The organism is Kitasatospora sp. NPDC002965, assembly GCF_040611255.1.
In the GTDB taxonomy this organism is placed as follows: Bacteria; Actinomycetota; Actinomycetes; order Streptomycetales; family Streptomycetaceae; genus Kitasatospora.
Genome location: NZ_JBEXNT010000031.1, coordinates 43,205 through 63,992, shown reverse-complemented (window position 1 = coordinate 63,992; position 20,788 = coordinate 43,205). Strand labels below are relative to the sequence as shown.

The window sequence follows — 20,788 nt, the reverse complement described above, 5'->3', positions numbered from 1 at the left end:
TCACCCCCGCCCCCGGCGGGGCACGGCCCCGAACTCGCTGAGCAGCCACAGCAGCGGGTCGGCGACCCGGTAGGGCTGGATGCCGGTGGGCGCCACCAGCGCGTCCGGGGTCGGTCCGGCGCCCAGCGCGGAGACCCCGAAGTAGCGGTAGCGCCGGTAGTGGTTCTCCAGGTCCTGGTCGATCCGCACGCCCTCCCACTCCCTCAGCAGCCGGCGGACCTCCTCGTGGACGTCCAGGCTGTCGGCCGTGTCGAAGCGGTCCCCGGCCGGCGGGTGGCTGCGCAGCGGGCTGCCGGGATCGAAGGTGTCCCAGAAGGCGTCGAGCTTGGCGAAGACCACCGCGAGCGGGGTGGTGATCCGCCCGGAGGCGCCCTGCTGGCGGGCCATCAGCATGTTCGTCACCCGGCTGAGCACGTTGACCGGCTCGTCGACCCCCTCGGACCCCGGCAACACGGTGCCGGGCCGGGCGAGCGGGCGCGCTCCGGGCATCTGCAGCGGGTCGAGGACCAGGATGACGCCGTCGGCACTGGCCAGGTAGCGGGTGTTCAGTTCGACGTTCTCCCGCGAGTTGAAGTCCTCGCCCGCGGTGTCGAAGAAGGACAGCACGCTGTGCTGCGGCCGGGACCGGTACAGCCGTCCGCGGCTGCGGCTGAACCGGAACACCAGCGGTTCCACCCGCCCGTCGTTGGCCGCGGCGGTCCTCGTCCCGTGGAACAGCCGGCCGTGCCGGTACAGCTGCTCCTCGTAGTCGCTGCCGAACCGGCGGATCGTCGCGTCGTCCGAGGCCATCAGTGCCGTCCCGAGCCCGGCGCCGACCCGGTTCATCAGTTCGTGCAGCAGCACCGTCATGTAGACCGTCTTGCCGGAGGCCTTGGCGCCGACCATGGCGATCAGCCGGTGGCCGACCGCGCCGAACTGGACCGGCAGGGTGCTGCGGCAGACCGGGCAGATCCGGTAGGTCGTGTCGCCCTCACAGCCCGGGCAGACGGCGGAGGACTTCCGCCCGTCGGCCCGGAAGGCCGGGCCGACGTCGCCGCGCCGGCCGGTTCGTTCGGCGAGCACCGGGTCGCGCTCGAAGGCGCAGCGCCGGCCGGTCCGGCCGGGCCGGCCGCTGCACCGGAACCAGATCTCGCGGGCGGTGAAGGACTCGTAGCAGTAGGGGCAGGCCAGTCCGGCGGCCATTCAGCTCACCTTCAGTCGGTGCAGGGAGGCCGGACGCAGCTCGGCGGCCGGGTCGTCCCGGGTGAGCGGCAGGCAGACCAGCCAGGAGGTGCCCCGGGTGGCGGGGAAGGGCAGTTCGACGGTGAACGGGATCCGCGCGTCCAGCCGGCGGGCGGGCAGTTCGCGCAGCACCGTCCCGTCGGTGGTCTCGGCGGGGCAGATCCGGCCGCGACCGTGCACCACCTGGAGGGCGGGCAGTTCGCAGGCCGTGTCCGTGACGAAGGTCAGCCGGGCGGTCCGGCCGCGCAGACCGCGCCTGACCACCGCCTCGTAGCGGACCAGCGGCGGCCGGGCGGGCAGGATCAGCGCCGACGGCTCGGCGAGCGGGTCGGCGGGGTGGGGGGTGAACGCCTCCACGGTGACGGTGACGGCGCCGCGCCCCACCCGCAGGTCGAGGCCGCCGTCGTGCTGGTAGGACCGGCGTCCGCAGCGGACGTCCCCGGCCCGGGGGAGGCCGCCGGGGTCGGGGACGTCCAGTGTCCAGCGCACCCGGGCCTCACGGCCGTCGGGGGGCCAGGCCCAGACGATCAGGAGGTGGTCGTCCCGGCGGGTGGCGCGCAGCCGGCCGACCGGGACGGGATGGAGGGCCCGGCCGGTGGCCCCGGCGGCCCCGGTGGCGGTCGGAGCGGTCTCGGCGGTCTCGGCGGCGGTCGGAGTGGTCGGAGTGGTCGGAGCGGTGGGGACGGGGCCGGGCGGCGGAGGCGCTTCCTCGGGTCCGTCCGCGTCGTACGGGCCGTCCGCGTCGTACGGGCTGTCCGTCCTGTCCGGCTCGGGTGTCCGGGACGTCCGGGGCTGCGGCACCGGCTCGTCCGGACCGGACGCGGGGTCGGCGCCGGGACAGCCGTAGTCCGGGGGCGGAGCGGTCCGCACCCCGGACGGTGCCCCGGGCGCGCCGGCCCGGTCGTCCCCGACCGGGGCCTCCTCGGCGCCGGGCTTCCCCGGGTACGGGTCCTCCACCCCGGGCCGGGCCGCCGGTTCCCCCGGCCCCCCGCCGTACCCGCCGTTCCGGTCGTTCGCGCCGCTCCGGTCGTAGGGGTCGGGGTCGTGGCCGCCGGGGCGCGGCCGGGCGGCCGGGTCACCGGTGAACACCCGGAGCAGGCCGAACTCCCCGGTCAGCGCGAGCCCGCTCGCCACCGCGGCCCCCGGCGTCCGGGCACGGACGGTGAGCCCGAACCGCTCCTCGAACCACCCGGCCGCCCCCGGCGTCGCGCTCAGACCACCGGCCAGCAGCAGGGTGCCCGGGACGTCCCCGCCACGCTCCTGGACGGTGTCCAGCAGCCTCCCGACCACCGCGCCGCTCGCCTCGCGCAGCGGTTCGACCAGCCGGGCCAGGGTCTCCCGGTCGAGGGCGACCTCGCGGTCCGCGCCCTCCCAGTGCACCCGCTGCCACGCTTCCGGCGCCTCGCCGAGCGCGAGCCGGAGCCGCTCGGCGACCGGGAGCAGCGGCCCGACCGGCCCGCCGGGGGAGCCGAGCCGGCGCAGCAGCTCCCCGGCGACGGCCTCGTCCCAGTGGTTGCCGCCGAGCGGGTGCGAGACCGTCTCCAGGACGCGGACGGTGCGGTCGCCGTCGACGGCCAGCAGTGTCAGGTCGGAGCCGGTGGCGCCCTGGTCGTACACCAGGACGGAGAGGCCGACGCCCTCGCGGACCGCGCCGTAGTGCAGGGCCGTGGCCACCGGTTCCGGCAGCACCCGGCCGACCCGCAGCCCGGCGTGTTCGGCGGCCCGCCGCAGGGCCGGTTCGCTGCCTCTGGCGGGGGGCAGCGCGAGCGCCACCTCCGCCGGCTCGCCGCCGCCGCACTCCCGGCTGCGCCGGGCGAGGGCGGACAGGACGAGGGCGGTGAGTGCCTCCGGCCGGAGGGCGCCCGAGGCCCCGGAGCGGTGCGGGCCGTCCGGACCTCCCCGCGGGCCCGTGGCGAACGGGTCGGTGCCGAACGGGTCGGCGGCGAAGGGGTCGTGGGTGGCCGCGAAGAGCGGGGCGCGGGCCGATCCGGCACCGGCCGCCCTCACGAGCCGGGGGCCGTCCGGCCCGGTGACGTCGACGGTGGCCGGGACGTCGGTGGCGCCGGTGACCACCGGGACCCCGTCGGGGCCCGGCCAGGCGATGCGGGCGTAGCTGTCGCCCAGGTCGATGCCGTGCATCAGCCCGTCCCCCCGTCCGCGCCCTTGACGGCGTCGGGTGTCACGCACACCGTGCCGTCCTCGGCGATCCCCAGCCGGATCCGGCTCCCCCTCGGCGGCGCGTGCCCGATGACGTGCCGGACCACGGCGCCCAGTACGGGCTCGAACTCGTTGCGGATCTGCCGCCCGCCGTAGGCCTGCCGCTCGGGGTCGGCCATCCGTCCGGTGATCCAGGGCCGGATGCTCTCCGGGTCGTGGACCAGCTCCACGCCGTGGCGTTCGTGCAGCGATTCGGCGAGCTGGCCGAGCAGCCGGTCCGCGATGCCGACCACGTGCTCGGTGCGCAGCATGTCGAAGACCACCACGCCGGGCTTGAGCCGGCCGTAGATCTCGGGGCGGCCGATCGCCCGGAACTTCTCCTCGACCGCGGCGGTGAAGTGGCGGTGGAGCACCTCGTACGGCAGGTCGCCGCCGTGCTCGGCCAGCAGGGCCGGGAGCCCGCCCGCGCCGGTGTTGGAGGTGAAGATGATCAGACTCTGCGAGAAGTACGCCGTCCGGCCCTGCCCGTCCGTGAGCCGGCCGTCCTCCAGGATCTGCAGGAACTTGTCCAGCACCGCCGGGTGGGCCTTCTCGATCTCGTCGAAGAGCAGCACGCTGAACGGCCGCTCCCGTACCCGCCGGGTGAGTTCGCCGCCCTGGTCGTAGCCGATGAAGCCGGGCGGTGCGCCGGCCAGCCGCTCGGCCGCGTGCTCCTGCTGGTACTCGCTCATGTCGAAGCGCGCGTAGGCGCTCGGGTCACCGAAGATCAGCTGGGCCACCGACTTGGCGAGTTCGGTCTTGCCGACGCCGGTCGGGCCGACGAAGAAGAACGAACCACGGGGCCGGGCCGCCCCCGAGCCGCCGAAGCCGAGGCCGACGTAGGCCGCCTGGAGGGCACCCACCACCGCGTCGACGGCGGTCCGCTGCCCGATCACCCGGGCGCCGAGTTCCCCGGCCGCCTCGGCGACGGTGCGGCGGTCGATCTGGCTCCAGGGGTCGACGTTGAGGTTGATGCGGTGGCGTTCCAGCAGCCGGCCGGGTTGGTGGACCGGGACGCGGCGGATGTGCGAGGTCCTGGCGAGCGCGTCCAGCTCCCAGCCCGCCATGCCGTCGGTGGCCCCGACCAGCGCCTCGAACTCCGCCGGGCCGGCGTCCGCACCGCCGTTGAACTCCCCGCCGATCATGGCGAACCAGCGGCGGCGCTCCGCCTGGTCGGGCGGACCGATGTGCAGGACCACCGTGCGCGGGTCCTCCCGGTACAGCCAGGCGGGCACGCGGGAGAGGTCACCGACGACGGCGACCACGGCGTTGCGGGCGCGCGGCGGCACCTCGGCGCCGGCGCGGTCCGTGTGCGGGTCGGCGCCGTCGCCGCCGACGGCGGGGGGCAGCGGGGTGGCGGCGTCCGCCATGGCGGCGCGCAGGTGCAGGTAGCCCTGGACGGACGAGGCCTCGTTCAGCGGCAGGGCGAGGTCGATGTCCTCGAACACGAAGGCGGTGGCAGCCCGGGGGGAGGCCGCCCGGCGGTGGGCCTCGGCCAGTGCGTCGTCCACCGAGGCCAGCCGGCGGGCCGGCCGGGCGGTGAACAGTTCGTCCGAGGCCACCTGGCGGAGCCCGCCGCGCCGGGTCGGGTTCTCCTTGGCGAGGTCCCCGCCCGGGGCCGGGACCCGCGCCGGGTCGTCGGCGCCCCCGGGGGCCCGTCCCGGAGGCCGGGTGGCCTCCGGGACGGGGTGCGCGGCCCGCTCCCCTGTGACGGGCCGTGCGGCGGACGTCCTCTCGGACGGCCGCTGGTCCAGTGCGGCGTAACGCTCCTGATCGCCGTCGAGCGGGAAGGCGAGGCCACCCACCGGGTCCCACCAGGCCACCGTGTCGGCGCCGCAGCCGTGCAGGGCGTGGGCCAGTACGGTGCGGAACGGGACCGGCCTGCCCCGCCACCACCAGCGGTCCCTGACCTGCCCGGTGAGGATCACCTGACGGCCGCGCCAGAGCTCCCAGCGCAGCGCGGCCGCCCAGAGCGGCGCCTCCTCCCGGGCCACGCTCCGGCTGCCGGTCCGGTCGGCCCCGGCCTCCTCGCGGGCGTTCACGCGGTGCCGCCCGTGGTGCCGTTCGCCCCGTTGCGCGCGGTGCCGCGGTGCGAGCTGTGGTTGGTGCCGAAGGGGCGGGCCGACGCACCGCCGCCCGGCCGCGCGACGCCGCCGCGCGGCGGCTTGCCGTCCCAGTCCAGCTCGCCCGGGTGGTAGCCCTCCGCGCCCATCGCCTCGTGCACCCGGTCCAGCAGCGCCTCGGTCCGGTCGCAGGTCACCTCGCCGCGCTCGGGCACCACGACGACGTCCGACTCGCCCTCCACCGTGTAGCTGAGCACGGCGGTGCCGTCGGTGGCGCTGCTGACGCTCGTCTCGTACCGGGCGCCGTTCGGCCGCTCGAAGATCAGCACGAACTCCTGCCCCAGGTCGCCACCGCCGGAGAACGCCAGCCCCTCGCCGGCCATCGCCTCCTTCAGCACCCCTGCCAGCGCGGCGCGCCGCTCGAACGCCAGCAGCAGTTCGTCCAGCCGGGCCTCCGCCTCGGGCAGCAGCCGCTCCAGCTCCGCGACGGCGGTCAGCGCGGCCCCGCCCCACGAGGAGTCGATCGCGCCGGCCACCCGGTGCACGGCGGCGAGGAGCCTGCCCTGCAGCTCGGTCTCCCCGAAGTCGGCGGCGTCCCGCGCGGCGTCGCGTGCGGTCTGCTCGACGACGGCGAGCCGGTCGACCGCCTCCGCCAGCTCGGCGGCGAGTCTCGCCGCCTGCCGTTCGGCCTCCACCCGGATCCGCCGGGCGGTCTGCTCCTTCGCCTCGCGCTGCAGTTCGGCGGCCCGCCGCTGTGCCTCCCGCCGCCGTTCGGCGGCGAGTTCCTGTGCCCTGCGGTGCCGCTCGTCCGCCTGTCGGCTCGCGGCCTCGGCGAGGGCGGCGGTCCGCGCGGTCTGCACGGCGAGCGCGTGGCGGGCCAGTTCGTGCTCGGCCGTGCCCATCAGCGCCTCCACCCGCAGGGTCTGACCGTCCATCAGGGCGCGGCGCAGGTCGTGCAGCAGCTCGGCGCACCGGCGCCGGCCGGCCGCGTCGACGTCCGCGCCGTTCGCCGCGAGCATGGTGAACTGCCGTTCCAGCGCGCCGAGCTGGTACTCGTGGCCGGCCTCGGCGGGCCGGCCGTGGTCCTGGCTGGCCGGTCGCAGCGCGACGGCCCGGCCGCGCAGCTCCTCGACCTCCGCACCGAGCGCGGCGTCCGGGTGGTGCAGTGCGCGCGACCGCAGGTCGGCCAGCCGGCCGGTCAGCTCGCTCACGGTGCGGGGGTCGGCCGCCGACCGCGCCGCGTCCAGCAGGGCCGCCACCTCGTCCAGGCCGCGGGCCGCCGCCGTCCCCTGCTCGCGCAGTGCGGCCGTCACCTGCCCGGCCCGCTCGGCCTCCTGGAGCCGTCGCCGCTCGTCGGTCCGGCGCTCGGCCTCCGCCAGGGCCTGCGCCACGCGCTCCCGCTCGCGGCGCTCGGCCTCGGCACGGGCCCTGGCCCTGGCGGCGGCGCGGCGTTCCGCCTCGGCGTGGCTCCTGGCCCTGGCCGCCGCGCGCCGCGCCCGCTCGCGGGCCCGCTCCTGCTCCAGCCGGCGGCGCCGTTCGGCCTGCCGCCGCCGCTGCGCGGCCTCGGCGGCGAGCCGCGAGGCGCCGACCGAGACGCTGCTGTACATCGGTGATCCGCTCACTGTCCCCCTCCTTCGGTGTGCCGGCCCCCGTGCCGGGGGACCTCGGTGCTCGGGGCCCCGACCGGCCGCCCCGGCCGGTGCGGGCCCGGGTCGTGCGGGTCCGGCCGGTGCGGGCCCGGGGCGTGCGGGTCCGGGCGGCCGTGCCGGTCCGGTGGTTCCGGTCGGTCCGGTGGGTCCGCCGTGGTGCGCAGGGCGAAGCCCCGGGCCTCCACGCGCCGCTCCAGCTCCTCGCGGAAGCCCGGCACCGCCGGCACCCCGGCCCAGGAGAGCGACCCGTCGAGCCCGACGGAGAACTCGATCCCGGCACCGGTGTCGGGATCCGCCGGCAGGTCCGCGTAGCGCGGCGACAGCCGGTGCAGACGCTGGTTGGACGACCCCCGCCAGCGCAGGTCCGCGTGGAGCGACGCCACGTACGGGCCGTCGACGAGCAGGTCGAGCCGGTCCAGCAGGTCCCGCTGCGCCGGGGTGCCGCGTCGCAGGGTCTCGATGCGGAAGCCGGAGTACGCCATCGCGGACAGCTCAGGCCGCTCCGCCCGCAGCCCGTCGAGGAGCGCGACCAGCGCCGCGGCCTGGGCGAACGGCTCGCCGCCGGAGATCGTGATTCCCTCGATCCCGGCCAACCCGGCCATCCGGTCGACCAGTTCGGCCACCGGTAGGCCCGGCCCGTCGGTGAACGGCAGCGTCTCCGCCGCGACGCAGCCCCGGCAGCGCAGCGGGCAGCCCTGCACCCACAGCACCGCCCGGCGGCCCGGCCCCAGAACGGAGCACCGGTCGAGGGTGCGCGCCACCGACAGCCGCAGGTCCGCCCCGGTCATGTGGTCCTCCCCGTGGTGTCCGCCGCCCTGGCCGCCCGGGACGCCCGCCGGTCCGGCGCCGCCCCGGCGGGTGCGCCCGGGTACGCCTCGCCGCCGCGCCGTGCCAGGTCGCACCACGGACACCACGGCCGCTCCACCGTGAACACGTGGCGGCTGTTCCCGGCGCAGCCGCGCAGCCTGCCGTCCGCCAGCTCCGCGCCCAGGGCCGCGGCCCAGACCGCCGCCGCCGGACGGCTGCCGGGGCTGCCCCGCCCGGCGGGGCCGAAGGCGGCGCGCAGGAGCGCGGCGATCCGGCCGGGCAGCAGGTCGGCCGGGGGCAGCGGCCCCCGCAACGCGACGGACCGGTGGTCCGTCAGCCGGCAGCGTCCGTGCGCCAGGTTGTCGTCCAGCGAGACGTACCGTTCGCCCCGCCCGGGGTGCCCGGCGAACGGGTGCAGTCCGGCCATCAGCAACTGGTGCACGACGACGGCCAGGACGAAGTCGTCGCCCGCCCGGGTCGGGGCGGTCACCGGGGCCGCCACCTCCTCCGGCGCCGTGTACCCGGCCGTGCGCATCCGGCAGGCGAACACCCGCCCGCCGTCCGTGAACTGCCAGGAGTCGACGTCCGCCATCCCGACCGCGCCGTGCCCGTCCACCCAGAGGTTGTCCGGCTTGAGGTCGCCGACGAGGTACTCCTCCGCGTGCACGGCGGCCAGCAGCGCCGCCAGTCCGGCCGCCGCCCGCAGGGCGGTCTCCCAGGTGGAGCCCGGCAGCCGGGTCCGACGGCCGGACTCCGACAGCAGGTCCTCCATCGGCCGGTACCGGCCGCGCAGATCGCCCATCAGATAGCCGTGCACCCCGCCGCGCACCGTGGTGACCGGGACCCGGGGCCAGGCCACCCCGCCGCCGGCGCCGGCGAGCAGCCGGACGGTGCGGGGCTCGCGCCGCCGCCGTACCAGCCGCTCGATCCGGTCCCGGTACGCGGAGGGGTCGGGCGGGCGCGGCACCAGTTTGGCGACCAGCGCGGGGGAGTCGTCCACGGCGTAGACCACGCCCTCGCCGCCCTGGCCGATCCGTTCGGTCAGCGACCACTGCCGGCCGTCGTCGGCCATCACCTTCAGAGCCATCGGGCACCGTCCGGACACAGGGCGCAGAGCACCGTCAGGTCGTCGCCGCTGCGGGCCGCCGCCGGGCCGGAGAGCAGGGCTCGCAGCGGCTCGGCGTCGCCGCCGTTGGCGCGCAGCAGGGCGGCCAGCGGGCCGAAGAAGTCCGGTGCGGCGAGCGGGCCGTGGTCGTCGGGGAGGCCGAGCACCGAGGGATGGTCCAGGGCGAGCGGCGCGCAGCCGTCCGTGGCCAGGACGACGCCGCTGAGGTCGGGCTCCCGCAGGACGAGGGTGGTGACGCTCGCGCGCGCCCCGGGCGTGGAGAGGAAGACCGCCGGGGTACGCGGCGGCAGCACCAGACGGCAGCGTTCGCCGTGGCTGCCTTCGTCGCCGTCGCCGCCGTGGCCGTCGTTGTCGTCGCCGGGCCGGGTGCGGGTGAGTACGGTGGCGAAGCAGTCGCCGAGGGCGAGGAAGGCCACCCACGGGGGCCGGAGCACGGCCGCCACCAGGGTCGCGGCCAGCGCACCCTCGTCCGCCTGCGCTGAGTCCACCGTGCCCGCGGCACCCACCATGCCCGTGTCGTCCGCGTCGTCCGCGTCGTCCGCGGGGTCCGGGTGGTCGGCGGCGAGGACGGCCCGCACCGCCCGCAGGTACGCGTCCACCACGGCCACCGAGCGCTCGCCGATCCAGCCCCGCCAGACCGCCGCGCCCCCGTCGGCGGGCGGGACGTCGGTCGCGAGCAGCCGGCAGGCCGCGTCCACCGCGAGGTGCGCCCCGAGCGCGCTGCGGTCGCGGCTGCCCGCGCCGTCCGCGACGGCCAGCACGAGCGGCCGGCCCCCCGTCGTCGCGGGCCCGCCGCCGCCGTGCCCGGCCGCCGCCTTGAACGCGTCCTGGCAGCCGCGTCCGCTCGCCAGGTGCCCGGTGCCCTGCACCACGGCGCCCGCCACGATCGGCGCGCCGCCGCCGGCTGCCGCCCGCCGGGCCGCGGCGGTCACCGGTGGTCCCCTTCCAGGCTGTCGAGGGTGCGGGCGTTCTCGGCGTGCGTCCTGAGCCGGTCGGAGATCTCCGTGGCCCTGAGGTGGCCGGTGCGGTCCGAGCTCTGGAACACGATGTCCAGGATCCGGCCGAAGTCCAGGTCCTCCAGCAGGTGGGTCGCCTGCGGTGCGAGGGCCTCCAGCACCTCCCGGTCGGCCCCCCGCACCCCGATCACGAAGAGCACGCACTCGTCGTCGTGCTCCGCCTGCCGCAGCTGTTCGGCGGTGGCCGCGATCTCCGCCGCGCCCAGCCTCGCCCCGGCCTCGTCGCTCGGTGCGCCGTCGGTGAGCAGCCAGATCAGCGGCCGGACCACCGGCACCTGCCGGGCCGAGAGGTCGCGCCGGCGCCGGCGGGCCAGGTCGAGGGCGAACCGCAGGGCGGGAACCATGCAGGTGTAGCCCCCGGCCGTCAGCTCGGGCGGACGCAGCCCGTCCAGCGGGCTGAACAGCGCCTCGCGGTCGGCCTCCTCCGGCGGGCGGAAGGCACCCGCCGCGATGTCGAAGACCCGCACCCGCGAGTCGAACGCGACCAGGCAGACCTCCACCCGGGACCGCAGGCGGTCCCGGTCCCGGACGGCGTCGAAACCACGGGTGAGGGCCCGGTTGAGGCTCGCGATCGGCGGGTCGTGCGCGGGGCGGTTCATGGAGGCGGAGGTGTCCAGCAGGACGATGACCGGCTGACGTTCGTCCCAGCCGCTCCCGAACCCGATCCGGGTGCCCGTCGCCCCGGTGGCCGTCGTCATGGCGCGCCCACCGCCTCCGCCGCCCCGGGGCCGCGCGAGGCACCGCGGGCGCTGGCCGCGCCGCCGTTCGGGCCGCCGCCGTTCGCGGTGGTGACGGCGTCGACGGCGTTGACGGCGCGGTGGAGGCCGGCGGCGTCGACGTGGCCCCCGGTGCGCGGCCGGGGCGGTACGACCGCGGCCCGCAGCGGGGCGAACAGCCGGTTCACCTCCGTCACCCCGTCCGTGGTGTCCAGTTCACGGGTAACCCCGGAGCCGCCCTTCAGCGACTCCTCGCCGCAGCGGTCGCCGAACAGCACCAGGGCCTGCCGGGGCCGGTGCCGCCGGGACTGCCAGACCAGCCCCTGGGCCTCCGGCACCCGCGACCGCAGCTCCGTGGCCCAGCGCCGCGTCTGGGCGTACCCGGGGCCCTCGGTCTCCAGGAGCCAGGAGTCCTGGCAGACGGCGGCGAGGTCCTCCTCGGTGATCAGTTCGACGAGGCACAGGTCGGCGGTGGTGTGCAGCGCGGTCAGCGAGCGCTGTGCGACGGCCCGGTAGGGGACCAGCCGCATCCCGGTGTCCGCGTCGAAGGGCATCGCGCGCAGCAGCACCTCGGCCAGCGCGGTGGCCGGCTCGGGCGCGGCGTACAGGAAGGAGTAGGGGTCGGCCACGGTGCCGTCGAAGCGGCTGCCGCCGAAGTGGGAGTCGGCCGGCACCGGGTTGAACCCGGCACCGGGACGCCCCGTCCGGTGGCAGCGCCAGAGCTCGGTGCCGGCCGGCAGGGTCCGCAGGTTCGGGCGCATCCGGAAGCCGTCGGACTCCCGGGGCGGGGGGTACGCGGGCATCAGTCCCCCTCCACCATGGACAGGGCGGCCGCGGTGAGCAGCTCGTCCGAGACCAGTCCGAGCAGGGCGGCCGGTGTGCCGCCCAGCCAGCTGTTGCCGGCGAGCCACCAGTCGGCAGCTCCCCAGGGGTCCGCCTCGGCGAGCAGCAGCCGGTTGATCCGCGTGACGACCGGCAGCGGGCCGTGGCCGGTGCCGGGCTCCGCGCCGGGGGCAGGTCCGGCGAACTGGAAGGCGGGGTAGCGGTGTTCGCCCGCCTGGTCGACCAGGCGGATGATCAGACCGGCACCGGCCAGTGCGGGCGCGTCCAGGCCGCGCGCGTCCAGGTCGGCGCGGCCGAGCGAGGGCTCGGCGAGCAGGCGGCGCTGCGCCGTGGCGATGATCTCGGCGGTGTCCGGAGCAGCGTGCGGAGCGGCGTGCGGAGGGGTTCCGTGGACGGGACCGTGATCACGGCCGGGGCCGGAGCCGGAGCCGGGGCCGGGTGAGGGGAGACCGAGGGCGGACTCCGTGAACGCGGACGCGGCGTCGGTCTCCGCCAGCCAGGCCAGCAGCTCCCGGGCCAGCGAGGCGGTGGGCCGGGGATCGGCGGCGACCAGCCGGGAGGAGTCCAGCGCCGCGCGCACCGGGTGGTCCAGCGGGAGCGGCAGCAGCGCGAGCTTGACCCCGTGGAAGGCCCTCCTGATGGCCCGCTCTTCACCCTGCGTTCCGGCGAGCTTGTTCAACCGGGCCACCAGCACGCCGTGTTGGGTGTCGTCCAGGTCGGCCCGTATCGCGGCCCAGTGCCGGCGGATCAGCGCCAGCAGCTCCTCCGGGTTCATTCCGTCCCCTCCGGTTCCGTCGTCGTGCCGGTCGTGCCGGTCGTGCCGGTCGTGCCGGTCGGGTCGGGTGCGTCCGTCGCGTTCGGCGGCGGGTCCGCGGCCCCCGGGTGGCCCTGGTGGATGAAGGCCGCCCAGAGCGGCAGCCGGTCGAGGTGGGGATGCGCGGCTTCACGGCGCAGCTCCCCGCCGAGGCTCTCGGGCGGCTCGCGGCGCGGGTCCAGCATCCAGAGCTGGGCCGCGCGCAGCGCGTCGGCCGGGCTGAGTCCGGTGACCGCCACGTGGTGGTGGAAGACCGCCATCATCAGCGCGGACGCGCCGTCCCGGGTGGTCCACCGCGAACCGACGACGTCCTTCGCGCCGGCCGCCAGGAAGGCCGTGGCGAGGGTCAGCGCCTCGTCGTGGTCGCGGGTGGAGAGGTCCGTCTCACAGGCGCTCAGCACCACCAGCGGGCCGGCCCGGACGGCGCCGGTCGCGGCCGGCCGGTCCAGCAGCCTGGTCACGGTGAGCATCCCGGCGTCGGGGGCGTCGGTCGGCCCGTTCGTGGACGGGTCGGACAGGCCGGACGGGTCGGACGGCGGCGTGGAGAGGGAGCGTGGCTGCGCCGGGTCGGGTGGGGCGAGGTTGAGCGCGGACACCGTCGGGCGGACGCCCGCCGAACCGTGCGAGGCGATGTGCAGCAGCGAGAGTGGCCGGGGAGCGCCCGCGCCGGGGAGCAGCGCGAGCACGTCCTCCGGGGTCCCGAGGCCCGCCGGATCGCCGTCCAACTGGTAGTACTCGCCGTAGAGTTCGGCATCCGGGTAGTAGCCGTCGCGGAGTGAGAGGACCTCCAGCTCGGCCCGGGTCAGGTCCATCCGGGGGTCGGCCACCAGCACCGGACGGGCGCCGGGGGCGATCCGTTCGCGGGCCGCCGCCCGCAGGAACTCCCGGCCCGAGGCCGCGTACGACAGCACCATGATCTCGCACGCGTAGCGGTGCCGGGAGTCCTCGGGCAGCCTGGCGGCGTGCCAGGGCACGGCGCCGAGGTTGCCGCAGGGGATCAGCACGAACCGGGGCGGCCCGGGGCGGCCCCGGTGGCGGCCGGGGTTGGCCTCCAGGCGCTCGGCGATGCCGAGGAGGACCGGGCCGACGACGGCCGGCCAGGCCCAGTCGCACAGGTCCGTCAGGGCCTTCTCCCAGGGCGCGTCGAGCGCCCGGGCGGCGGCGTCCGCCGCGCCGGTCGCGCCGGTCTCGGCGGCCCGGGCGGCCGCACGGCGCAGCCGCGAGCGCTCCGCGGACACGTCGAGGAAGGACTCCAGCGGCGCGCGGCCGGCCAGGGCGAGCTGCGGCAGGGCGAGCACCCCGGGTTCGAGGTCCGGCCCCAGGATGACCGCCATGCCGGGCGTCCCCTCCGCGCCCGGCAGCAGGTACACCAGGGCGTCGGTCTCGCCCGGCCGCAGTCCGGCGGACAGCTCCGCCGGGGTCGGCGGCTCGAACAACCCCGGCCCGCCCCGGAGCGCGTCCAGGGCCCGCCGCCGCAACAGGCTCGGGACCGGCTGCGCCGCGCCGCCGTCCTGCGCCGACCCGGCCTGCCGCCAGGCGTCCGCCAGCTCGCGGTGGCCGCGCGCCGCCAGCAGTTCGGGCACCTCGGCCGAGGCGGCGGCCGCCTGCAGCACCATCGACCGGCCGAGTTCCAGCATGGTCACCGCCCGTTCGACCTGCCCCTGGGAGCCGGCCCACCAGGCCGCGTCCAGGGCACGCGAGGCCCCGTCCCGGGCCTTCATCAGCCGGTGCTCGGCGCCGACCTCCAGCAGCACGTCGGCGGTCAGGACCTCGAAGGACTCCACCATGGCCTGCGCCGCGGACGCCTGATCGCCCGCCCCGGCGTCGCCGCGCCGGCGATGGGCCTCGGCCAGGGCCCAGAGGAGGTCGGCGTGCTGCCAGGTGCCGCCGTCCGCCGCGTCGCGGCAGGCCGCCGCCAGCTCCTCGACGGCACGGTCCTGGTCGGCGCGGGAGCGGGTGAGTTCGGCCTGGAGGTGGCTGACGAACGCGTCGAGCGGCAGCCGCCGTCCGCGACCGTTGAGCAGACTGGGCGGATGCTCGGACGACTCCGGCCCCGGGTGGGTGCGGATGAGCCCGGGGTCGCCGTCGACCACGGCGCGGATCGCCGAGAGGTTGACCCGCAGCGGCTCCAGCAGGCCGCCGTTGCCCGGCCCGGTGTCCAGGAGGCGCGCGCCCTCCTCCATGAGCTGCGCTCCGGTCCGCAGGGTCTCCGTGTCGCGGGTCAGCGTCCAGAGGTCCTGGTAGGACGATCCGAGCATCAGCAACGTGATTCCCAGCGCGCCGTCCTCCCCGGACAGGCCCTCCCGCACGGCGCGGAGCTCCTCGATGCAGGACGCGACGCCCGCCCGGTCCTCGGCGCGCTGGAACCGGTGGCTCCGCTGGCCCGCCGCGAGGGCCCGTACCTGGGCCGTGAACGAGAGCGGCAGATCGCCGAGTCGCCCCAGCACCTCGGTGAGCTGCCGCTCCGCCGCCTCGGCGTCGACCAGGTTCCCGCCGAGGTACTGCGAGGCGGACAGGACGGCGGGGCCGATGGCGCCGAGCAGCTGGTGCCAGTCGCTGCCGGGCGGCAGGCCGTCGGCGGCCCGTTGCAGCGAGCCGAGGGCGTCGGAGAGCAGGCCCTGGTCCCGCTGCTGCAGGGCGGGGACCAGGACGGTCATGGCGTAGGCCAGCGCGTCCTGCGCCGCGTCCGCGGGGTCGCCGGTGCCGTGGGCGCGGCCGGGCCGGAGCTGCTGCGCCAGCTCGGTGAGCTGCTCCGGTGCGAGGGAACCCGGCATCGACATCTCCACCATGGCGAGCGCCATCGCCATGGTCCGGTCGAACTCCTCGCGTTCGGCCTCCGTGTCGATCGGCACCCGGGGCCGTGACGGCTCGGCGGGCGGCGGGGCAACGGGCGCCGGGGCCGAGGGCGTCGGTTCGGCGAGCGGTCCGGCCGGGGTCGGTGCGGTCGGGGCCGGGACGGTCGGGATGAGACTCATCAGCATGCGCAGCTGCTGGAGGCCGGGGAAGTCCGCCGGCAGCGACTCCACCAGCGGCCCGACACCGGCGGCGAAGTCGGCGGTGTCGCCCTGGGCCAGCCCGAGGACCGTGGTCATGGTGTCCAACTGCGCGCGCAGCTCAGGCATCAGCCGGACGTCGCGCAGGTCGTCCAGGAGTCCCCGCAGCTCGGTGACCTCCGGCCCGCGCGGGTCGAAGGCTCCGGGGTTGTCCCGTTGCCAGCCGATCAGGGCGGAGAAGTGTCCCGTGCCGCCGTCGGGCCGGCTGGCCGGGTGGGGGATCACCAGCATGACGAGGTACAGCGCGGCCCGGTGGGCCTCCCAGCCGGTGAGCGGCACCTGGTGGGCCCGTGCCTCGCGCAGCAGCCGCAGCGCGTGGGGGCGGTCGGCGGGTGCCCCGCCCCCGCGCAGGTGACGTTGCGCGAGCAGCCCGCCGAGCCGTGCCGCCAGGACCGGCCCGGTCGGCTCGTCCGGTGCCAGCAGCCCCTCCAGCCGGTCGAGTTCGTCGATCAGCCGGTCGTGGGCCACCGGGTCGTCCAGCCGCAGCCGGGGCGGCCCGGACGGGTCGGGCAGCAGCAGGGCCTCGGCCCGCCCCGTCGCGTCCAGAGCCCAGGACCGGACCCCGGCGAGACCGCCGGTACTCGTCAACTCGTCTCCTGGAGGGTCATTCTGACCAAGCGTCATGATCCGACTCCGTCATCCGTGCGCCTCGTGGCGTCCACATCATGGCCTGCCGGGGAACCGGATGAACCCTGCCCGGGACCGGCGACCGGATCTCGACCGGCAATCAACCGCCTTCCGCCCGCAGCCGGGTCCGGACCGGCGGTTTCGCACCGTCGGGCGCCCTGTCGCAGGGGCCGGCGCGGGGGCCGGCGGCCTTCCGTCGGCGGGGCGGCGGCCGTGCGTGGGACCGCGCGCGGGGCGCCGTCCGGCGGCGGCTCCCCGCCCGGGCAGGGCTTCTCGGCGGATCGCCGGTGGCGGTACGGGTGGGCACAGCAGGGTGACCGGGCGGTTCCGAAAGGCTGACGATTCACCCTGGACCGGGCCGTTCGGACCGTTCGGACCGTTCGGACCGTCCGGGCGGCCGGGCCGGGGAGGACGGCCGGGCCCGACGCGGACGTCCCGGGGCTGCTGCGGACGGAGGTCCTGCTCCGGCACGCAGCCGCACGGCTCCTCCCGGACGTCCTGCCGGCCGGGCCCGGGGAACCGGTCGCATCCGGTGACCGGCCCGGGGAGTCGGGCCGGGCCGAACGGCCGGCCGGGGCGGGCGGGGATCCGCTGCCGGGCGAGGCGGAGCAGCCGGCGGAGACCAGCGAGGAACTGGAGCGCTTCCGGGGGATCCTCGTCGGTCACCGGCAGGGTGCCGTGCCGGTCGAGGAGGCCCGGCGGCAGGCCGAGGCGCTGCTCGTCTCCGACACCCAGTACCCGCCGGCCCGGAGTCCCCGGCTCTTCGGCGAGTCGGGCGGCGCCGTCGACCCGGCGGACCTGGCCCTGCCCGGGGGAAGGTGGCGCGGCGCTCGGCGTCCCGACGTCGAGCGCCGGTGGCGTGGTGGTCCGCGAGGGCGGGCCGGCCCGGGTCCTGCTGTCGGCCGCCGACCGGGACCGGGTCCGCCATACGGCCGGGCCTGACCGTCCGACACCAGATGATCTGCTTTACGGACCTGATGCTCTACCGACAGACTGCCCGGAGCGTGATCCCGCCCCGTCCCCCGGGTACGACCCGAACCACGAGAAACGGACCCACCGCATGCCCGACCTCCTGGAGCTGAGCCGACTCTGGCTCAGGCAGTACCACCCGGCCCCCGGGGCCGGCCTCACCCTGGTCGCGTTCCCGCACGCCGGCGGCTCCGCAAGCTACTTCCAGCCGCTGTCCGCCGCGCTCTCCCCGGACGTCGAGGTGCTGTCCCTGCAGTACCCCGGCCGGCAGGACCGCAGGTCCGAACCGTGCCTCGACAGCATCGGCGGACTCGTCGAGGGCATCTGCGAGGTACTGAGCCCCCGGACCGAGCGCCCGGTGGTGTTCTTCGGGCACAGCATGGGCGCCGTCCTCGCGTACGAGACGGCCCGGCGCCTGGAGAAGGAGTCCTCCGTCCGGCTGCTGGGCCTGGTCGCCTCGGGCCGCCGCTCCCCGACGACCGCGCGCGAGGAGACCGTGCACCTGCGCGACGACGCGGGCATCCTCGCCGAGATCCAGCGGCTGAACGGCACCGACTCCGCGCTGCTCCAGGACGAGGACATCCAGCGGATGATCCTGCCGAGCCTGCGGGCCGACTACACGGCCGTCGAGACCTACGCCCACCAGGCCGGACCGGCGCTGCGCTGCCCGGTCACCGTGTTCACCGGGGACGCCGACCCCCAGGTGACCCGGGCGGAGGCGGAGCGCTGGTCCGAGCTCACCGACGGGGGGTTCCGGCTCCGGAGCTTCCCCGGGGGCCACTTCTACCTGGCCACCCGGCCGGGCGCGGTGACCGGGGCCCTGACCGAGGAGATCGCCGCCTTCCGCACCCCCGGCTCCCGGGCCGCCGCGGCCGGGCCGGGCGACGCGGGCCCGGGCGCCGGCTGAGGCCGGCCGGGCCGCGCACGTCTCGCCGAGGCCCTCCCACGCCCCGTCCGTCGGACGACGGGGAGCGGGAGGGCCTCGGTCGCCGACTGCTGCGGGGTGCCGAACCGGGTGTTCTGCGCGCGGACCGCCGCCGTCTCCGGGCCGCCCTCGGGGGTCCGGTCCCGCGACCGGTGGCCCTCGAAGACGCGCTGCACCGGGACCCGGCCCAGGCAGGAGGGCGGCTCCCGGCCGGGCGGGACGGCCACCTCGTCGACGGCCAGGTGGTCCTCGACCCTGACCGCGTCCCAGGCGTGCACGACCCGGCCGTCGCCGGCGCGGAACCCGACGTGGCCCCGGTTGCGCTGCTCCCCGGGTGCCCCGCCGACCCGGCCCCCGCCGCCGGTCGTCCTCAGCCGGCCGTGTCGAGCAGGAGCCCCGCGGCCACCGCCGCCCCGTCGGTGCGGAAGGCGCCGGCGACGGCGGTCGCCCGCTCGCGGGTCTCCGGGGCCAGCGCGATCGCCAGCGCGGCGGACAGCGAGGCGGCGGTCGGGGTCGGGCCGTCGTGGGTGGCGCCGATGCCCAGGCCGGTCACCCGGCTCGCGAAGTACGGCTGGTCCGCCCCCTGGGGCACCACGACCTGGGGCGCGCCGGACCAGGTGGCCGTCGTCGTGGTGCCCGCGCCGCCGTGGTGCACGACGGCCGCCGACCGGCGGAACAGCGCCTGGTGGTTGACCTCGCCCACGACGAAGCAGTCGTCCCGGTCGTCGACCAGGGCCAGGTCGGCCCAGCCACGGGAGAGGACGGCCCGGCGGCCCTGCGCACGGACCGCCTCGACGCACGCCCGGGCGACGCCCGCCGGGTCGGGCAGGGGGATGCTGCCGAAGCCCACGTAGACCGGCGGAGCCCCGGCGTCCAGGAACGCCGCCAGGTCGGCGGGCAGCGGGCGCAGGTCCGGCAGGACCCACGCGCTGGTCTGCACCACGTCGAGGTCCGCCGGCTGCTCCCAGGGCGCCAGCACCGGGTCCGTGGCCAGCCAGGGCCGGTCGGTGAAGACGTGGTCACGGACGTCGTCCACCGGCGGCAGGCCGACCGAGACCCGGTGGGAGTTGATCGCCTCGCCGAACACCTCCTGCGCGTCCCGGGCGTCCCGGTCCCACAGCACCCGGTTGTCGGTCACGTCCGGCGGGAGCGGCCGGCCCGGCCGGGGGATCGGCGGGTGGTGCGGGGAGGGCAGGCTCACCGGCTGGTAACTCGCGTACACGTAGCGGATGCCCAGCTTCTCGGCCACCGACTTCACCCCGGCCACGGCCGGGACGAGGCCGGTCGCCACCAGGACGTCGCACCCCCCGGCGGCCGCCGCGGTGACGTTCGCGTGGAACGCGGCGACCATCTCGGCGGCGCGCCGGGGCACACCGCCCGGCGAGGGCGGCGTCCGCCCGGTCACCAGCTCCCGCACCGACCTGCCGGTCGGCACCAGCTCGACGCCGACCCCGGCCAGCCGTTTCGCGAACTCCTCGTCCGGCGGTGCGCACACCGTGACCTCCGCACCGAACTCCCGCAGGCGTACCGCGAGGGCCACCAGCGGCTCGACGCCCCCGCGTGAATCGTAGGCAGACAACAGCGCGCGCATTTCCGTCTCCGGTTCTCGCAGGTCCGGAGTCGCAGTTCCGGCTTCGATCGGAGATTGTGGGCCGGTACGGGGGCCTTGCCGCAAGCCCCCTGATGGGCTGTAGGTTGGGAGTGGCAAGGAGCGGATTTCTCCCCTTGCCCTTTTCTTCGCCCCGAATTCGGCCTTCCGTCGACGCTGCCGACTCTGCTGATTCCGCCGTTCCGCCGAATTCCGCTGCGGACGGTGGTTCTCCGGCGGGGCGGAGGAGGACCACCGTCCGCGGTGCGGTGGTGCGCCCTTGGGCGGAGGCCGGCGTGAACCTGCGGTCGAGCGCCGGGGTGGCCGCTCCGGCGCTCTGAGGTGCGCCCGGTCGCGCCCCTGTACGGGCCGCATTCCGCGTGCTGACATGTACGTGACAAAGCCGTCGGTCGGGTCCGCCCGTGGGGGTGCGTGACCGGGAGCCCGGCGGCCGGACGGAAGGAAACTCCCGTGACCGTACGCCTCATGGCCGTCGGCGGTGCCGCCGCGGTCCTGTTCGCCACCCCGTTGGCCGGCACCGCCGGCGCCTCCGGCTGGACGACGCCGCCGCCGGACAAGATCGTCATCGACGTCGCCACCGTCAACGGCTCCGGGTGCCCGGCCGGCTCGGCCGCGGTCGCCATCTCCCCGGACAACACCGCCTTCACCGTGACCTACAGCCAGTACGTCGCCCAGGTCGGCGTGGGTTCGAAGCCGACGGACTTCCGGAAGAACTGTCAGCTGAACCTCAACGTCCACGTCCCGCAGGGCTTCACCTACGCGATCGCCTCCGCCGACTACCGCGGCTTCGCCCACCTGGAGAAGGGCGCGAGCGCCGTCCAGAAGGCCAGCTACTACTTCCAGGGTTCGCCCGAGACCGCCTCGCTCAGCCACCGGTTCACCGGGGCGCTCGACGACAGCTGGCAGGCCACCGACACCGTCGCCGTCGCGGCCCTGGTCTGGTCGCCCTGCGGCGAGCTCCGCAACTTCAACATCAACACCGAGATCCGGGTCAGCGCGGGTACCTCGGACACGACCAAGACCACCAGTTTCATGACCATGGACTCCACCGACGGCAGCGTCAACACGGTCTACCACCTCGCCTGGAAGCACTGCCCCTGACCGGTCCGCCCACCATCCGGTGGGCGGGGGCGAGGTCGGCCCGTGGTGCCGGG

Annotated in this window: 14 protein-coding genes; 2 read left to right on the top strand and 12 right to left on the bottom strand. The window is 76.7% G+C overall.

The window, feature by feature from the left end; translation table 11 throughout:
• The 11 genes from ABZY91_RS15410 to ABZY91_RS15360 are packed head-to-tail and all read right to left on the bottom strand — an operon-like array spanning nt 1 to nt 16,092.
• On the bottom strand, nt 1–1,182 hold the full coding sequence (locus ABZY91_RS15410) for a hypothetical protein (RefSeq protein WP_355402676.1): 1,182 nt from the start codon (nt 1,180–1,182) through the stop codon (nt 1–3).
• Nucleotides 1,183–3,360 carry an Hsp70 family protein gene (locus ABZY91_RS15405; protein ID WP_355402674.1) on the bottom strand — a complete coding sequence of 726 codons (2,178 nt, stop codon included), beginning with the start codon at nt 3,358–3,360 and terminating at the stop codon, nt 1,183–1,185.
• Nucleotides 3,360–5,459 carry an AAA family ATPase gene (locus ABZY91_RS15400; protein WP_355402672.1) on the bottom strand — a complete coding sequence of 700 codons (2,100 nt, stop codon included), beginning with the start codon at nt 5,457–5,459 and terminating at the stop codon, nt 3,360–3,362. Before ABZY91_RS15400 ends, ABZY91_RS15405 begins: the two co-directional genes overlap by 1 nt.
• Complete coding sequence (locus ABZY91_RS15395; protein WP_355402670.1) at nt 5,456–7,102, bottom strand: hypothetical protein; 1,647 nt, start codon at nt 7,100–7,102, stop codon at nt 5,456–5,458. Before ABZY91_RS15395 ends, ABZY91_RS15400 begins: the two co-directional genes overlap by 4 nt.
• Complete coding sequence (locus ABZY91_RS15390) at nt 7,099–7,917, bottom strand: 4Fe-4S single cluster domain-containing protein (RefSeq protein WP_355402668.1); 819 nt, start codon at nt 7,915–7,917, stop codon at nt 7,099–7,101. Before ABZY91_RS15390 ends, ABZY91_RS15395 begins: the two co-directional genes overlap by 4 nt.
• The gene (locus ABZY91_RS15385) at nt 7,914–9,023 is read right to left on the bottom strand and encodes a hypothetical protein (protein ID WP_355402666.1); all 1,110 of its coding nucleotides are present in this window, start codon (nt 9,021–9,023) and stop codon (nt 7,914–7,916) included. The genes ABZY91_RS15390 and ABZY91_RS15385 overlap by 4 nt, the downstream gene beginning before the upstream one ends.
• On the bottom strand, nt 9,014–9,994 hold the full coding sequence (locus ABZY91_RS15380; RefSeq protein ID WP_355402664.1) for a protein phosphatase 2C domain-containing protein: 981 nt from the start codon (nt 9,992–9,994) through the stop codon (nt 9,014–9,016). The genes ABZY91_RS15385 and ABZY91_RS15380 overlap by 10 nt, the downstream gene beginning before the upstream one ends.
• On the bottom strand, nt 9,991–10,776 hold the full coding sequence (locus tag ABZY91_RS15375; protein ID WP_355402662.1) for a VWA domain-containing protein: 786 nt from the start codon (nt 10,774–10,776) through the stop codon (nt 9,991–9,993). The genes ABZY91_RS15380 and ABZY91_RS15375 overlap by 4 nt, the downstream gene beginning before the upstream one ends.
• Nucleotides 10,773–11,597, bottom strand: coding sequence for an RES family NAD+ phosphorylase (locus tag ABZY91_RS15370; RefSeq protein ID WP_355402660.1), 825 nt, complete (start codon nt 11,595–11,597; stop codon nt 10,773–10,775). Before ABZY91_RS15370 ends, ABZY91_RS15375 begins: the two co-directional genes overlap by 4 nt.
• Nucleotides 11,597–12,412: a hypothetical protein gene (locus tag ABZY91_RS15365; RefSeq protein WP_355402658.1), complete on the bottom strand. Its 816-nt coding sequence runs from the start codon at nt 12,410–12,412 to the stop codon at nt 11,597–11,599. Before ABZY91_RS15365 ends, ABZY91_RS15370 begins: the two co-directional genes overlap by 1 nt.
• The gene (locus tag ABZY91_RS15360) at nt 12,409–16,092 is read right to left on the bottom strand and encodes a CHAT domain-containing protein (protein ID WP_355402656.1); all 3,684 of its coding nucleotides are present in this window, start codon (nt 16,090–16,092) and stop codon (nt 12,409–12,411) included. Before ABZY91_RS15360 ends, ABZY91_RS15365 begins: the two co-directional genes overlap by 4 nt.
• 1,099 nt (nt 16,093–17,191) lie before the next feature.
• Between ABZY91_RS15360 and ABZY91_RS15355 the strand changes: the two genes are divergently transcribed.
• Nucleotides 17,192–18,007: an alpha/beta fold hydrolase gene (locus tag ABZY91_RS15355; RefSeq protein ID WP_329876985.1), complete on the top strand. Its 816-nt coding sequence runs from the start codon at nt 17,192–17,194 to the stop codon at nt 18,005–18,007.
• A gap of 388 nt (nt 18,008–18,395) precedes the next feature.
• On the opposite strand, the gene ABZY91_RS15350 is transcribed toward ABZY91_RS15355, so the two are convergent.
• On the bottom strand, nt 18,396–19,616 hold the full coding sequence (locus ABZY91_RS15350; RefSeq protein ID WP_355402654.1) for a glycosyltransferase: 1,221 nt from the start codon (nt 19,614–19,616) through the stop codon (nt 18,396–18,398).
• Nucleotides 19,617–20,099: 483 nt separating this feature from the next.
• On the opposite strand from ABZY91_RS15350, the gene ABZY91_RS15345 reads away from it, so the two are divergent.
• Entirely contained in the window at nt 20,100–20,735 is a 636-nt protein-coding gene (locus ABZY91_RS15345) for a DUF4360 domain-containing protein (protein WP_355402689.1), read from the top strand.
• Nucleotides 20,736–20,788: the final 53 nt, after the last annotated feature.